This is a genomic window from Aeromicrobium sp. (genome assembly GCF_023146395.1).
Taxonomy (GTDB): Bacteria; Actinomycetota; Actinomycetes; order Propionibacteriales; family Nocardioidaceae; genus Aeromicrobium.
In genome coordinates, this window is the sequence record NZ_JAGLCD010000012.1 from 100,323 (window position 1) to 114,638 (window position 14,316).

At 70.2% G+C, this 14,316-nt stretch carries 13 protein-coding genes; 9 read left to right on the forward strand and 4 right to left on the reverse strand.

The genetic code is table 11. The annotated features are described in order from the left end of the window. Positions 1–98: 98 nt before the first annotated feature. The gene (gene rarD / locus KAG51_RS10330; RefSeq protein WP_290583327.1) at positions 99–1,046 is read right to left on the reverse strand and encodes an EamA family transporter RarD; all 948 of its coding nucleotides are present in this window, start codon (positions 1,044–1,046) and stop codon (positions 99–101) included. A 135-nt stretch (positions 1,047–1,181) separates the two neighbouring features. Between rarD and KAG51_RS10335 the strand changes: the two genes are divergently transcribed. From KAG51_RS10335 to KAG51_RS10370, 8 genes are read left to right on the forward strand one after another with little or no spacing between them, the layout of a single operon-like run. Continuing rightward, positions 1,182–2,003, forward strand: a complete 822-nt coding sequence (locus KAG51_RS10335; protein WP_290583329.1) for an ABC transporter permease — start codon at positions 1,182–1,184, stop codon at positions 2,001–2,003. Next, positions 2,000–2,809 carry an ABC transporter permease gene (locus KAG51_RS10340; protein WP_290583331.1) on the forward strand — a complete coding sequence of 270 codons (810 nt, stop codon included), beginning with the start codon at positions 2,000–2,002 and terminating at the stop codon, positions 2,807–2,809. Before KAG51_RS10335 ends, KAG51_RS10340 begins: the two co-directional genes overlap by 4 nt. Continuing rightward, positions 2,806–3,999 (forward strand): MCE family protein, encoded by a 1,194-nt coding sequence (locus KAG51_RS10345; protein ID WP_290583333.1) that lies wholly within the window; start codon positions 2,806–2,808, stop codon positions 3,997–3,999. Before KAG51_RS10340 ends, KAG51_RS10345 begins: the two co-directional genes overlap by 4 nt. Further along, entirely contained in the window at positions 3,996–5,066 is a 1,071-nt protein-coding gene (locus KAG51_RS10350; protein WP_290583335.1) for an MlaD family protein, read from the forward strand. Before KAG51_RS10345 ends, KAG51_RS10350 begins: the two co-directional genes overlap by 4 nt. After that, on the forward strand, positions 5,066–6,046 hold the full coding sequence (locus KAG51_RS10355; RefSeq protein ID WP_290583337.1) for an MCE family protein: 981 nt from the start codon (positions 5,066–5,068) through the stop codon (positions 6,044–6,046). The genes KAG51_RS10350 and KAG51_RS10355 overlap by 1 nt, the downstream gene beginning before the upstream one ends. Next, a complete protein-coding gene (locus KAG51_RS10360) occupies positions 6,043–7,299 on the forward strand; it encodes an MCE family protein (protein ID WP_290583339.1) in 1,257 nt (418 codons plus the stop codon). The genes KAG51_RS10355 and KAG51_RS10360 overlap by 4 nt, the downstream gene beginning before the upstream one ends. After that, entirely contained in the window at positions 7,296–8,468 is a 1,173-nt protein-coding gene (locus KAG51_RS10365; protein WP_290583341.1) for an MCE family protein, read from the forward strand. The genes KAG51_RS10360 and KAG51_RS10365 overlap by 4 nt, the downstream gene beginning before the upstream one ends. Before the next feature lie 5 nt (positions 8,469–8,473). Further along, positions 8,474–9,646 (forward strand): MlaD family protein, encoded by a 1,173-nt coding sequence (locus KAG51_RS10370; RefSeq protein WP_290583343.1) that lies wholly within the window; start codon positions 8,474–8,476, stop codon positions 9,644–9,646. A gap of 160 nt (positions 9,647–9,806) precedes the next feature. Here KAG51_RS10370 and KAG51_RS10375 read toward each other — a convergent pair whose 3' ends face one another. Next, positions 9,807–10,865, reverse strand: coding sequence for a hypothetical protein (locus tag KAG51_RS10375; protein WP_290583345.1), 1,059 nt, complete (start codon positions 10,863–10,865; stop codon positions 9,807–9,809). Between the two features lie 137 nt (positions 10,866–11,002). Then, on the reverse strand, positions 11,003–12,277 hold the full coding sequence (locus tag KAG51_RS10380) for an oxygenase MpaB family protein (protein WP_290583347.1): 1,275 nt from the start codon (positions 12,275–12,277) through the stop codon (positions 11,003–11,005). 580 nt (positions 12,278–12,857) lie between these two features. Here KAG51_RS10380 and KAG51_RS10385 point away from each other — a divergent pair. Beyond that, positions 12,858–13,415, forward strand: a complete 558-nt coding sequence (locus KAG51_RS10385; protein WP_290583349.1) for a TetR/AcrR family transcriptional regulator — start codon at positions 12,858–12,860, stop codon at positions 13,413–13,415. Positions 13,416–13,437: 22 nt separating this feature from the next. On the opposite strand, the gene KAG51_RS10390 is transcribed toward KAG51_RS10385, so the two are convergent. Then, positions 13,438–14,196 carry an SDR family NAD(P)-dependent oxidoreductase gene (locus KAG51_RS10390; protein WP_290583351.1) on the reverse strand — a complete coding sequence of 253 codons (759 nt, stop codon included), beginning with the start codon at positions 14,194–14,196 and terminating at the stop codon, positions 13,438–13,440. Positions 14,197–14,316: the final 120 nt, after the last annotated feature.

The following is a 14,316-nucleotide window of genomic DNA, read 5'->3' on the forward strand; positions in this document are numbered from 1 at the left end:
CGAGAGGTTGTTGGCTCACCGCTCCCACGCATCACGTCTGGTCCATGCCGCTTGTCCGCCAGCGCCGCGCCCAGTCGGCTGCGGCTGGTTGTGGCGAGCTACACGGGCAGCGGCTCCACGGGGACGGGGCGCTTCCGGTTCCGGAGGGCGTCGGTCGTGAACAGCACGAGGGCGAGCCACACGAGCCCGAAGCCGGCCCAGCGCGCGGGCGTCATGGTCTCGTGGAACACCACGAGTCCGAAGATGAACTGCAGGGCCGGGCCGAGGTACTGCAGCAGGCCGATCGTCGTGAGGTTCAGCCGGGTGGCCGCCGCGCCGAACAGCAGCAGCGGAATGGCGGTGACGACGCCGGTGCCGGCCAGGAGCAGGGCATTGCCCGGCCCCGCGTGGCCGAAGACCAGCGTGCCGTTGAACGCCAGCCAGGTCAGGAACGCCAGCGCGAACGGGGTCAGCAGGAGCGTCTCCATGCCGAGTCCCTCGATCGTGCCGAGGTCGACCTTCTTCTTGAGGAACCCGTAGGCGGCGAAGGAGAACGCGACCGAGAGCGCCACGATCGGCAGTCGGCCGTAGTCGACGGTCAGCACCACGACCGCCACGGCGCCGATCGCGACGGCGGTCCACTGCAGCCGTCGGAGCCGTTCGCCCAGCACCACGACGCCGAGCATGACCGTGACGAGGGGGTTGATGAAGTAGCCGAGCGAGGTCTCGATGACCCGGTCGTTGGTGACGCCGTAGATGAACGTGCCCCAGTTGATCGCGATGACGATCGACGCGGCGAACAGCAGCGCCACGACGCGCGGCCGGCGGGTGATCGCGAGGAACGAGCCCCACCGCCGGGTGACGGTGAGCAGCAGGGCCACGAACACCAGCGACCACACGACCCGGTGGGCGAGCGCCTCGAGCGGCCCGGCCGGGTCCAGCAGCGGCCAGTACAGCGGGAAGAAGCCCCAGCACAGGTACGCGGCGGCGCCGAAGGCGATCCCACCCCCGCCTCGGTCGATCCGCCCCTCCGGCGCGTTCCCGGTCGCCGCCGTCGTCTGGTCCACGCGAGCAGTCAACACCCACCGCGGACGATTCCTTCCCGTCGAACCATTCATGAGTGTACGGTGCTGACAGGCCCAGGACGTGACCCGCGTCACGGATCGTCGTTGGGGGTGCAGCGGGCGAGCGAGGAGGTGGTGATGGCCGGAAGCGTGGCGAGTGCACGGCGTGTCGCCGATCGTTCACCCCTCTCGACTCAGATCCGCGACCTTCTCGCCGGCATCGGCGACTTCGTCGACTTCGTGCTCGCGATCTGCCGGGCCGTGCCCCGGCGAAACTTCAACACCCCCGAGCTGATCCGCGAGGCGTGGAAGCTCGCCGGCATCGTCATCGTCCCGACCGCGCTCGTCTCGATCCCCCTGGGCGCCGTCGTCGCGCTGCAGATCGGCAGCCTGACGCAGCAGCTGGGAGCACAGAGCTTCGCCGGTGCAGCCTCGGTCGTGGCGATCGTCCGCGAGGGCGCGCCCATCGCGACGGCGCTGCTGCTCGCCGGTGCCGGCGGATCGGCGATCTGTGCCGACTTCGGCTCGCGCAAGATCCGCGAGGAGATCGACGCGCTCGAGGTGCTCGGCGTCGACGTGATCCACCGCTTCGTTCTGCCACGGGTCGTCGCGGCGGCGATCGTCGCGGTCCTGCTGACGTCGGTCGTGATGGGCGTCGGCATCGCAGGCGGCTACCTCTTCAACGTGATGCTGCAGGGCGGCACGTCCGGCGTCTACGTGCAGTCCTTCGCGACCCTCGCGACGATCCCCGACCTGTGGTCGAGCCTCGTCAAGGGGCTGGTGTTCGGGATCATCGCCGGCGTCGTCGGCTCGTACAAGGGCCTGCACGCGAGCGGCGGGCCGAAGGGCGTGGGACAGGCCGTGAACGAGACCGTGGTTATGACCTTCCTGCTGCTCTTCACCGTCAACTACTTCCTGACCACCGCATATTTCGCCCTGTTTCCGCAGGTCGGCGGATGAGCCGGCCCGGCCTGCCCCAGCTGGAGCACCTGGGGCACCAGCTGCGCTTCTACGCCACGGCCGTGCGCTGGACGCCGCGCACGCTGGCCCGGTACCGCCGTGAGGTCGCCGACGTGCTCTCCGACGTCGCCTTCGGCTCCGGGGGCCTGGCCGTGGTCGGGGGAACCGTCGGCGTCATGATCGCGTTGTCGTTCGCGGTCGGCGCCGAGGTCGGGCTGCAGAGCCACGCCTCGCTCGACCAGATCGGTGCCACCAACTTCTCGGCCTTCCTCTCGGCCTACTTCAACACGCGGGAGGCGGCGCCGCTGATCGCGGGCGTGGCCCTGGCCGCCACGATCGGCTGCGGTTTCACGGCGCAGCTCGGGGCCATGCGGATCAACGAGGAAGTCGACGCGCTCGAGGTCATGGGCATTCCGTCGATCCCGTTCCTCGTCACGAGCCGGATGATCGCGGCGGTCGTCGCGATCGTGCCGCTCTACGCGATCGGGCTGTTCTCGTCCTATCTGGCGACCCGCATCGTCACGACCGGCGTGCACGGGCAGTCGACCGGCACGTACGACCACTACTTCCTGCAGTACCTGGCTCCCGTCGACGTGCTGTGGTCGTTCGCCAAGGTGCTCGTATTCGCCGTCGCGATCATCGTCATCCACTGCTACTACGGCTACTTCGCGAGCGGAGGTCCGGCGGGAGTCGGTCTCGCGGTCGGCCGAGCGATCCGCACGTCGATCGTCGTGCTCACCGTCAGCGACTTCTTCATCAGCTTCGCTATCTGGGGCTCGACGACGACGGTGAGGATCACCGGATGAGCACCGATCTCGCCTCGAGCCTGGCGTCCCCCGCCCAGACCCGGCGGCTGCGCCTGCTCGGCGTCGTCTGGTTGCTCGTCGTCGCCAGCTTGCTGTGGCTCTCGATCGCGGCCTACCGACACGTCTTCAGCGACGAGACGACCGTGACGGTCGAGGCCTCCCAGGTGGGTGCCCAGCTCAACGCCGGTGGAGACGTGCGGATGAACGGGGCGATCGTCGGTCGGGTCGTGTCGGTGCGGCCGGGTTCGGGCGGTCCCACCGGGGGAGCGAGCGTCGAGCTCGCGATCGATCGGCAGGCCGCCGACCGCATCCCCGCCGACGTCACGGCACGCGTCCTACCGACCACGTTGTTCGGCCAGAAGTACGTCGAGCTCCTGTCCGACTCCGACCCGGCCGACGACGTCGTCTCCGACGGCGCGCGCATCCCTCTCGACACGACTCGGGAGACCGTCGAGATCACCGACGTCCTGAACCGTCTCGAGCCGCTGCTCACGGCCGTCGAGCCCGACGACCTCGCGGCGACGCTGTCGGCTCTCACGACGGCGCTCGACGGGCGCGGAGCGGAGATCGGCCAGCTGATCAACGAGGCCGGGCCCTACCTCGCCTCGCTCAACGACCTCGCCCCACAGTTCGTGCGTGACCTCGAGCTCGTGTCCGAGGTCTCGTCCGACTACGCCGACGTGATGCCCTCGATCGTCACGGTGCTCACGAACGGTGCCGTGACGGCCCAGACGCTCGCGGACCGCTCCGGGGACGTCGCGACCTTCACGAGCACCACGACCCAGGCGGCAGGGGCCGTCGAGGCACTCCTCGCCGCCAGTGGCGAGAACCTCGTGCGGGCGAACGCGGTGGCCCGGCCGACCCTGGAGATGCTCGCGACGTACTCGCCCGAGATCGTGTGCCTGCTCGACGGCTTCTACGGGCTCAACCGCTCGTCGGCATCGTCGGCGTACGACGACAGGATCTTCGGACGGTTGCAGTTCGGTCCGCAGACCACGGGGTACACCGCGGCGGACGCGCTGGCCTTCGGTGACGCCGGGTACGGACCAGACTGCCGAGGGCTGCCGGATCCGCCCATCCCGTACCCGGGGGTCGTGACGAAGGACGGCGTCGAGCCGAGGCCCGGACCCGCGGCGGGTTCGACCGATCTGCTCTCGATCCTGATGCCGACGGAGACGGGTGCGCCGTGAACCGGGAAGCCCTCTGGATCCCGGCCCTCAAGCTGGTGGTCTTCGCCATGGTGGCGACGTTCGTGCTCCTGACGATCGCGGGCACGATCACGCCGATCGGGTCGGCCGGCTCGCGCACGACCTTCACGGCGGAGTTCACCTCGGCCAGCCGCCTCGTCCCAGGCGACGACGTGCGGGTCGCCGGAGTTCCCGCCGGATCGGTTGTTGACGTCTCGGTCACGAGCGACGGACAGGCACGGGTCGAGATCGAGGTCGACGACGACCTGACCGTCACGACCATGACGCGGGTCGAGATCCGTTACCTGAACCTCGTCGGTGACCGGTACGTCGCCCTCGTCGAGGACGGCGGGAAGGACGGCGATGCAGCGGCCGCACCGCAGGACCCGCGGACGCCCATCGGTGTCGATCGCACGGCTCCTGCCCTGGACCTGAATGCCGTGCTGGGCGGATTCAAGCCGCTGTTCCAGGCGCTCGAACCTGGCCAGGTCAACGCTCTCGCGCTCGACATCGTCCAGACCCTGCAGGGCGACGGTGCGACGGTGCAGGCGCTCATCAGCCACACCGCCGACCTCACGACCGGGCTGGCCGAACGCGACCAGCTGATCTCCGACACGATCGCATCGCTCGACGCCGGGGTGGGCACGGTCTCGCAGCGTCACACCGAGCTCGCCGAGATCGTCTCGGCGCTGCAGACCTTCGTCGGCAGTCTCGACGGCCAGCGACAGACCGTCGCCGACGCCGTGGTGCACCTGGAGGAGACGACCCGGATCACCGCTGACCTGTTGCAGGGGGCCAACCCGCCGATCACCGCCGACGTCGCCGCGCTCGGCGAGATCGCCGCGACGCTCGTCGAGCCGGCCAACCGCGAGATGGTCGAGCACGTCCTCGACCACGTCCCCGACAAGCTCGCACGGCTCACTCGCACCGCCTCCTACGGGTCCTTCTTCAACTACTACCTGTGCGCGGTTCGCTTCACGATCGACTCCTCGGGTGACTCGCTCCTGGCACCGCTCCAGCAGGCACTCGATCCCATCGTGATCGTCGACCCCTCCCCGAGGTGTGACTGATGGCCGCGCGGAACCGCAACGCTGCGGCGCGACGGGGTCTGGTGGCCGCGGCCGTCGTCGTGCTCCTGGCGGTCATGGTGTTCAACCTGCACCGCATGCCCTTCGTGGGGGCAGGCGGCCGGACCGTGTCGGCCGAGTTCTCCGAGGTCGGGAGCCTGCACGTCGGCGACCCCGTGCAGATCGCGGGCGTCGACGTCGGCACGGTGAAGTCGATCGACCTCGGACGAGGGCACGTGCTGGTCCGGTTCACGATCGAGGACCACGTCGAGCTGGGGACGTCGACGTCAGCAGCGATTCGCGTCAGCAACCTGCTGGGCAGCTCGTTCCTCGAAGTCCTGCCCGCCGGATCGGGGCAGCTCGACACGTCCGAGGCCATCCCCGTGTCGCGCACCGAACCGCCCTTCGACGTGGTCGCGGCGTTCGGCGGGCTCACCGAGACGATCGAAGGCATCGACACCGCTCAGCTCCAGGCGGCCTTGGCGTCCGTCACCGACACGTTCCGCGAATCTCCCGCCGACGTGCAGGCCGCAGTTCAGGGCTTGAGCGAGGTGTCGAGCACGATCGCCGATCGGGATGCCGAGGTCGCGAGCCTCCTGCAGGAGTCGTCGACGCTGAGCTCGACGTTGGCCGCGAGCAGCGCCGACGTGGCCGGCCTCATCGAAGCGGCCGCGGGTCTGGTCGCCGTGCTCGACGACCGGCGTGCAGCGATCTCGTCACTGCTGACTAGCACCCAGGCACTCGCGGCGGAGCTGCAGACGCTCGTGACCGACAACCAGACCCAGCTGGCACCGGCGCTGACCGACCTCGAGGCCACCGTCACGCTCTTGCAGCAGCGGCAGACCGACCTGACCGCGATCGCGGCGAACCTGTCGACGTTCGCCCGGGTCTTCAGCGATGCGATCGGGACCGGACCCTGGTTCGACTCCTTCATCCCGAACGTGCCGACGCAGATCCAGATCGGGGAGGTGGCTGTCCCGTGAGGAGCCTGTCGAGCTGGGCTGTCGAGTCGTTGCAGCGTCTGCGTGGGGTCGTGGTGCCGGTCGTCGCGGTCTGCGTCGTGGTGGCCGGAGTCGTGTGGTGGTCCGGCGACGACGTCCGCACGGTCACGGCACGGTTCGACCGCACGGTGGGCGTCTTCGTGGGCTCGGACGTCAAGGTCATGGGGGTCACGGTCGGCCGGGTAGAGTCGCTCGAGCCCCAGCCCGACGGGGTCGAGGTCACGATGACCTACGACGCCGACCTCGACCTGCCGTCCGACGTCAAGGCGGTCATCGTCGCGCCGTCGGTCATCGCCGACCGCTACGTGCAGCTCACGCCCGCCTACGTCGAGGGCCCCGTCCTGGCCGACGGTGCGCGGCTCGACCTGGACGACACCGCGGTGCCGGTCGAGCTCGACCGGTCGTTCGAGGCGACGCAGGAGCTCGTGGACGCGCTCGGTCCGGACGGTGCCAATGCCGAAGGGGCCCTGTCGGACGTCTTGGCGGTCGGAGCCGCGACGCTCGACGGTCAGGGCGAGGACATCGGCACGTCGATCGACGCCTTGGCCGACCTCTCCCAGGTCGCGGCCGACGGATCGGATGACCTGAGCTCCACGATCAGCGGTCTCTCGACGTTCACCGGCACGCTGGCCGAGCACGACACGGCGCTGAGCGGTCTCATCACCGATCTCGCCTCGCTCTCGACGAGCCTCGCCGCAGATGACGACAACCTCGATCTGCTGCTCCAGACGCTCTCGGGTGCGCTCGGGCAGGTCGCCACGTTCGTCCAGACCAATCGCGCCGACCTCGTGGACAACGTCGAGTCGCTCCAGTCCGTCGCGGCGGCACTCATGACGGAGCAGGACTCGCTCGCGCAGGTGCTGGAGCTGGCGCCGCTCGGCCTGACCAACCTGACGCAGGCCTACGAGCCGGTCACGAAGGACGTGCGCACGCGGGCCAACCTCGTCGAGGTCCTCCGCAATGCAGACGGTCTGCTCTGCCAGGCGATCTCGTCGCAGTCGCCGGTCGACCCGGGCGCGCTCTGCACGCTGCTGTCGGGGGCGTTCGCGCTCCTGCCCCTCGAGGGAGGCGTCGACGTGGACGGCAGCTCGGCCGTGCCGCCGGTGCCGGTCCCCGGCGCCGCCGACCTGCTGCCGCAGGCATCGGTGACCGATCCTGGCAGCGTCGACTGGTCCGGTCTCCTGTCGACCCTCACCGGGCCACTCGGGACCACGACTGCGGGGGTGGCGCCATGATCCGCACACGACGGACGATCGTTGCGGCCGTGGTGAGCGCCGTGCTCGCCTCGGGGTGTGGCTACGGCGGCCTGAACGACCTTCCCCTCCCCGGTGCGCCGGACGTCGGTGACGACCCATACCGGCTCGAGCTGACCTTCGAGGACGTGCGCGACCTCGCGCCCAGCTCCACGGTGCGCCTCGACGGAGTGACGGTCGGTCGGGTCGACACGATCCGCCGAGAGGGTTGGACGGCGGTCGTCACGGTGTTGGTCGACGACGAGACGACGATCCCGTCCGACGCTGTCGCGCGCGTCTCGCAGACGAGCCTGCTCGGGGAGAAGTTCGTCGAGTTCGTGGTGCCCCCGGGATCCGCCGCCGCACCACTCGCCGACGGCGACGCCGTGACCCTCGCCTCCACGGGCCGGGGGGTCGAGGTCGAGGAGGTGCTGGGAGCGCTCTCGCTGCTGCTGAACGGCGGAGGCATCGCGCAGCTCCAGACGATCAGCAGCGAGCTGCACCAGGCGCTCGACGCCGGCACGGTCGACACCACGACGTTCCTGACCGAGCTGGACGCCTTCGTGGGAACGCTCGACGAGAACCGCGGCACGATCATCGCCGCGATGGAGGACGTGCAGCGGCTCGGTGACCGGGTGTCCGCGAATCGCGCACAGATCCAGACCTCGATCGACGCGATCGAGGCGGGCACGCAGGTGCTCGCGGGCCAGAGCGGCGAGATCGCCGTGATGATCACGGCGCTCGACTCGTTCGGCGCCACCGCGAGCGACGTCGTATCGGCCGCCAGTGCGGATCTTCAGGCGAACCTCCAGTCGCTCCAACCCGTCCTGGAGCAGCTGGCCCTCGCGGGGGACCGACTTCCGCGCGCGCTCGAGATCATCCTGACCTTCCCGTTCCCCGACGAGATGCTCGGTGCGCTGAAGGGTGACTACGTGAACCTCGACCTGGAGATCGACCTGACGCCCCTGCTCCTGCTGTCGAACCTGCTCTCGCCCGAGGCGCTGCTCGAGACGGCGACCTCGCTCCCAGGCCTCTTCACGGTGCCCCCGACCCCGACCGACACCGACGGGGCCCCCGCGCCGGCTGCCGCTGGGGCGCCGTCACCGGCACCTGCTGGGTCGAACCAGGTGCTGCCCGAACTGCTCAGCCTGCTGCTCGGGGGCGGCCGATGAGGGCCGTGACGCGACGTCGTCTGCTGCTGTTCCTCGTGATCGGGGCCATCGCGGTCGCGAACGCAGGGGCTCGCTACGCGGGGCTGACCGATCTCGTCGGTGACGACTCGTACTCGGTGGCCGTCGAGCTCGAGGACAGCGGCGGCCTCTACGAGGCGGCCGAGGTCACGTACCGCGGCGTGCGCATCGGCTCGGTCGAGCGGGTCGAGTTCCGCCGCGACGGCGTCACGGCCCATCTCCGCATCGACGAGGACATGCGCGTGCCACGTGACCTGGTGGCCGAGGTGCACAACCGCTCCGCGGTCGGCGAGCAGTACGTGGACCTCGTCCCGCGCTCCGCTGACGGCCCGATGCTCGCCGACGGCGACGTCGTGCGGCCGGCTGACACGACGACCCCGGTCGCGGAGGAGGACCTCCTGCTCTCGATCGACCGTCTCGTGACCTCGATCGACACCGGCGACCTCTCGACCGTCGTGACCGAGCTCGGCACCGCGCTCGGCGGCCGGGGCGAGGACGTCGGCCGGATCATCGACAACGCTGGCGTGCTGCTCGATGCGGGCCAGGCGTCGCTGCCGGACCTGACCACGCTGCTCGCGAGCGGCGAGGTCGTGCTGCAGACGCAGGCCGATCTCACGCCGGCGATCGCCGCGACGCTCTCCTCGCTCGCGGTCGTGACCGACGTCGTGGCGCGGGACGATGCTGCGGTCCGGCAGATCCTGACCAGCGGTGCTGACGCGGGCGCAGCGCTCGACGGGCTCGCGGCGGACCTGACGCCGGTGCTCCCGTCGTTGCTCGCCGACGTGGCGGGGCTCGCGACGGTCACGAGCGACCGGCTCACGTCGCTGGAGCAGACGCTCGTCGTCGCCCCGCTCGCGCTCGCCAGTGGCGTGACGCCGGGACGCGACAACAAGTCGCACTTCGCCCTGGCCATGGCTCAGGCCCCCGACGTGTGCCGGGAGGGGTTCATCCCTGCTTCGGAGTGGCGGTCGCCGAACGACTTCAGCGCGGCCGAGGTGCCTGAGGGCATCGGGTGCGCCGAGGGTCTGCCGGCCACTCCGCGCGGTGGCACCCAGCTCGTCCGGGGCAACGACCCGAGCCGCTTCACGACGCCCCTCAACCGGACGACGGTGGATCGCTCGGGCCCGCCCCTGCTGAGCCTGCTCCTCGACACGGTCTGAGCGGCCGGCTGACCGGTCGCCGGCTGACCGGTGCACGACGAAGCTCCGGGGGTCGTGGTCGTGGTGGCGACCGTCAACCCGGGACCTTGGTCGGGCCCACGTCAAGATCCCGGGATCGCGGCCGTCGGAGCGGCCACGATCCCGGGATCTTCGTCGTCGTTCAGCCGAGGGCCACCATTTCGTGCAGGGTCGAGCCCGTCAGCTTCTCGTCGAGGCCGTCAACGTTGATCGTGAGCTCGTAGTCGGACTCGAACCGGAAGTACCCGGGCCGGCCGATGAGGGCTCGCACGAGCGGTTTGACCGCCCGGTTCCGCACGACCGGCATGTCGTCGAGCAGGTCGTGGGCGTGGGAGATCCGGCGGACGTCGAGGCGGAGATCGAACTCGCCGGGCGCGCTCAGCCGGATCCACTCCGGGCGGGCGCGGTGCGCGACGTCGTCGTACGGCATCGGCCCCTCGGTCAGCTCGAACTCGCCCGAGCTCAAGATGACCTTGTCGCCCTGGGCGATCATCGCGGCGGTGGTCATGTGGCGGTCCCACCGCTTCTGCGTCAGGACCGTCGCGAAGAGCATCGTGAACTCGGGGGTGTAGAGGCGACCCCAGTGCCACCGGTCGATGATGCGGGGCATCTGACCGACGCCCCAGTTGTGGTCGTGGTAGCCGATGCCGGTCGCGTCGATCGTCTCGCCGCCGATCTGCACCGAGCCGGTGACCTTCGCGCGCGGGCCCGGCACGACCCAGCCGAAGTACTGCTTGGCCCCGTAGGTCGTCCGTCCGGAGCCGGGCATCCAGCTCGGCATCTCGTTGGCGAACGTCAGGTCGAAGACGAGTCCGTCACCCTCGAGATGCACGTGGTGCACCGGCAGCCCGTCCGAGGGGTACTCGCTGCGGATCGAGTTGGGACCGATCTTCACGTCGGCCGACTCGGTCGAGAACGACGCCTGGCTCTTCGGGTAGGAGGCGTTGACCTGCGTGCGCGTTCCATCGGGGTGGTAGACGAGCATCTCGATCGACGGGTCGCATCCCGGGCGCTGCTCCGGGCGACGCTTGGTCAGGAAGCCGATCACGGTGTGACCGGAGTCCAGGTGCGCGTCGACGTACCAGTGCTCGAAGGCCCCGGCGTCGGTCGCGTGCAGTGCGTTGTCGCGCGGGCTGACGATGGTGAGCTCGCCGTCGCGGCCTCCTGGGCCGTTCCAGGCGTCGACGATGGTCTTGTCCATGAGGGTCTCCGTGGGGTGGGTGGTGAAGGAAGGTCAGCGCCGCAGCGCTGGATTCGCGGCTACCGCCGCAGCGCTGGATTCGCGGCTACCGCCGCAGCGCTGGATTCGCGGCTACCACCGCAGCGCTGGATTCGCGGCTACCGCCGCAGGGCGCTGCTGGCGTCGAACTCGGCCTGGCGACCGTCCATCTGCGCCTCGTACCAGTTGCGGCGGTGCCGGTCGACGACTCGCGCGTGCAGCTGACGGAGTCCGGGGATCCGGCGCAGCAGCTCGACGGTGTGCATGAGCGGCAGGCGCAGGACGACGACGAGCAGGCCGAGCCACGGTGACGGCATGTCGTAGCCCTTGCGGGTCCCTGGTGCCATCCAGAGCGCGCAGTAGGCCGCGTACACGCGGTGGTTGTAGCGGGCCCGGAGTCGGGCGAGGCCCTTCTGCCCAGGGCGCGGTGCGAACGCGGCGGGGAAGGACTCGATGAGCTCCTTGCCGGCCGTGCCGGAGTCGTACGTCCGTGCGGCCGTGGCCATCGCCAGGACCTGCAGCTGTTCGCGGATCGTCGTCGTGGCCCAGCGGGGCTGCACGCCGATCAGATGACCCATGTACCGGTTGAAGTGGATCAGGGCGCGCATCTCCGAGGGCGTCGTGTGGACGCCAGCAAGCCACAAGGCGAGGGCCGGTGCGACCGCGCCACCGATCTGCGTCATCTGCTCGTACGTCTGACTGATCGGCAGGCCCCACGCCTCGGTGTCCCAGTCAGGGTGCTCCCCGACCCGCTTGCGCACCGAGACGTGCATGACTCGCACCATCATGGCGGTCGTCCGGGCGGCGGACCCGGGCGTCATGATCTGGCCCGGTTCGGACATGTCGATCCAGAACTTCGAGGTCTCGAGGAAGCGGCGCAGGGCGTTGTCGCCCGCGTAGCCGCCCGCCAGCGACAGCGGCATCGCGACGGCGCCCTCGGTGTAGATCTCGAGCGTGATGACTCCGGCGACGCTGAAGAGCATGGTGCCCCACCGCCGCCACACCTCGGCACCCTGCGCGACCAGGGCGGGGTCGACCCAGTCGGGGACGGTCTCGAACTCGGCGAACAGCGCGCGCATCGACTCGGGCGCGTCGGGCACGGAGTCGACACCGTGCTGGAGCGCGTGCATCAGCATCTCGCGCCCCCGGCGGTGACCGATCTCGCCGAAGAACACCTCGGCGACGAAGCGTTCCGCGACCGGGTCGCCGGCGAACAGGTCCTCGCACAGCAGCGCGGCCTGCTCATCGGTCGGGAACAGGTCGTGTCGGAAGAGTCTCTTGGCCAGGCGTTCGCGCTTCTTCCAGGCGGGCGTCTCCTTGGCTCTCCAGTAACCAAAGTTCGTCGGGCAGCGCACGTCGTCGCTGAGCGCGCGATCGGGGGAGGTCGTGGTCATGGCTGTCCTGTCACGGGGCGGGGTTCGGGGCGGGGGTCCGGAAACGGAGCATCAGGTCGTGGTCCTCGTGGTCGAGGATGTGGCAGTGCCAGACGTCGTCCTGGATCTGCTCCAGGTGTCCGCCGTGGCCTGGGTCGCCGGCCTGGCGACCGCGCCGTGAGGTCGGAACGTGGCGTCCGGGTCGACGTCGAGCTCGTTCTCGGTCGGCCAGTGCATGACCTCCCCCCGAGCGCGACGCCGTGCAGCGCGCGATCGACGTCCTGGGTGAAGGGGGTGGGCGCCGAGTCGGGTGGAACTGGTGTCGCGTCGTGCGCGCCGTGACGGTGGCCGAGAAGCCGTCCCACACCGGCAGGATCGGGAGCGCGTCGTGGAACGGCCGCATTGTCGGCGGGGTGGAGAGCAGTGGCCGCGTCGATCAGTGAACGACGGCTCACGGGTCCTGCTGCCACGGCACCTCCTCGTGTCCGACACGATGAACCATACATAGGTGTACGGTTTGGATTGTGACAGCCCTCACAGTGGTCGGGCAAGGCCCTGCCGGTCCCGACTAGGCTGGGCCGCGACCGAATGGGGGAGGGTGATGGCACCGCGAACCGCGCGGCTCAGCGCGCAGGACTGGACCCGTGGAGCACTCGACCTGCTCATGGCCGAGGGTGTCGCCGCGCTGCAGATCAATCGACTCTGCGCCGACCTCGGAGTGACTCGTGGCAGCTTCTACTGGCACTTCGCCGATCTCACCGAGCTGGAGGCGGCGGTCGCAGAGCGATGGTGCGAAGAGACTCGGGAGCGCCTCGACCAGTTGGCCGAGCTCGACCGCCTGCCGCCACGCGAGCGACTCCGGATCATGACACTGCACCTGATCGACGATGCGAGCTGGAGCGTCGAACGCGCGCTGCGCGAGTGGGCCCGGAGCACCCCTCAGGTCGCTGCGGTCGTCGGCGAGTCCGACCAACACGTCTTCGAGTTGGTCGAGCGGGCCATCGTTGAGCTCGGTCACGACCCGACGGTGGCGCGCACGAGGGCCGGCCTGCTGGTCTATGCCGGCATCGGGTTCGCCCACGGGCAGTCGACGCTCCCCAAGCCCACCGAGGCCGACGTCGACCAACTGCTCGACTTCCTTGCCGAGCCGGCGAGCTGATGATCCCGTGGCCCGCTGATCGTCAGGAGCGGCGCAGCAGGGGCCCGCGGTGGACCTTCTTGTTGCTGGCCTGCGCGAGCGGGCGCACGACGAGCAGGTCGACGTTGACGTGCGCCGGTCGACCCACGACCCAGCCGATCGTCTGGGCGATGTCCTCGGCCGACAGCGGGTCCTCGACGCCCTCGTAGACCGCGTCGGCACGCTCCTGCGAGCCCAGGCGCACGAGGGAGAACTCCTCGGTCTGCACCATGCCGGGGGCGATCTCGGTGACTCGGACCGGACGACCGTTGAGCTCCAGGCGAAGCGTCTCGGTGGCGGCGGCCACGGCGTGCTTGGCCGCGACGTAGCCGCCGCCGCCCTCGTACACCCAGTGGCCGGCCGTCGAGCCGACGTTGACGATCGTGCCCGCGCCGCTGGCGTCGAGGGCCGGCACCAGCGCCCGGGTGACCTGGACCATGCCGATCACGTTGATCTCGTACATGCGGCGCCACTGGTCGACATCGGCCTCGGCGACCGGGTCGACGCCGAGCGCGCCCCCGGCGTTGTTGACGAGTACGTCGAGCGTGTCGCCGACGGTCTCGGCGAGCCGGGCCACGGCGGCGGCGTCGGTGACGTCGCACGCGACGGCCGTGCCGCCGATCTCTGCGGCCAGGGCCTCGAGGCGGTCCACGCGACGGGCTGCGCAGAAGACGCGGAAGCCGGCGGCGGCGAGCTCGCGGGCGGTGGCGGCGCCGATGCCGCTGCTGGCTCCGGTGACGACGGCGGTGCGGGGACGGGTCATGTCACCATCGTGCCGCGCCGCCGTGGCCGGTGCCTGCCGGGGTCAGCGCGCGGCGTCCGCGAGCGTGCCGGGAGGCCCGGGACGCCCGGGCCGCGAGAGCCGCAGGTAGCGGATTTCGGC

Excerpts from the sequence above, each read along its gene's own strand:
- KAG51_RS10345 (WP_290583333.1), top strand. The coding sequence starts at position 2,806 with ATGAGCACCGATCTCGCCTCGAGCCTGGCGTCCCCCGCCCAGACCCGG.
- KAG51_RS10390 (WP_290583351.1), bottom strand. The coding sequence starts at position 14,196 with ATGACCCGTCCCCGCACCGCCGTCGTCACCGGAGCCAGCAGCGGCATC.
- KAG51_RS10335 (WP_290583329.1), top strand. The coding sequence starts at position 1,182 with ATGGCCGGAAGCGTGGCGAGTGCACGGCGTGTCGCCGATCGTTCACCC.
- KAG51_RS10385 (WP_290583349.1), top strand. The coding sequence starts at position 12,858 with ATGGCACCGCGAACCGCGCGGCTCAGCGCGCAGGACTGGACCCGTGGA.
- KAG51_RS10365 (WP_290583341.1), top strand. The coding sequence starts at position 7,296 with ATGATCCGCACACGACGGACGATCGTTGCGGCCGTGGTGAGCGCCGTG.
- KAG51_RS10340 (WP_290583331.1), top strand. The coding sequence starts at position 2,000 with ATGAGCCGGCCCGGCCTGCCCCAGCTGGAGCACCTGGGGCACCAGCTG.
- KAG51_RS10375 (WP_290583345.1), bottom strand. The coding sequence starts at position 10,865 with ATGGACAAGACCATCGTCGACGCCTGGAACGGCCCAGGAGGCCGCGAC.
- KAG51_RS10355 (WP_290583337.1), top strand. The coding sequence starts at position 5,066 with ATGGCCGCGCGGAACCGCAACGCTGCGGCGCGACGGGGTCTGGTGGCC.
- KAG51_RS10380 (WP_290583347.1), bottom strand. The coding sequence starts at position 12,277 with ATGACCACGACCTCCCCCGATCGCGCGCTCAGCGACGACGTGCGCTGC.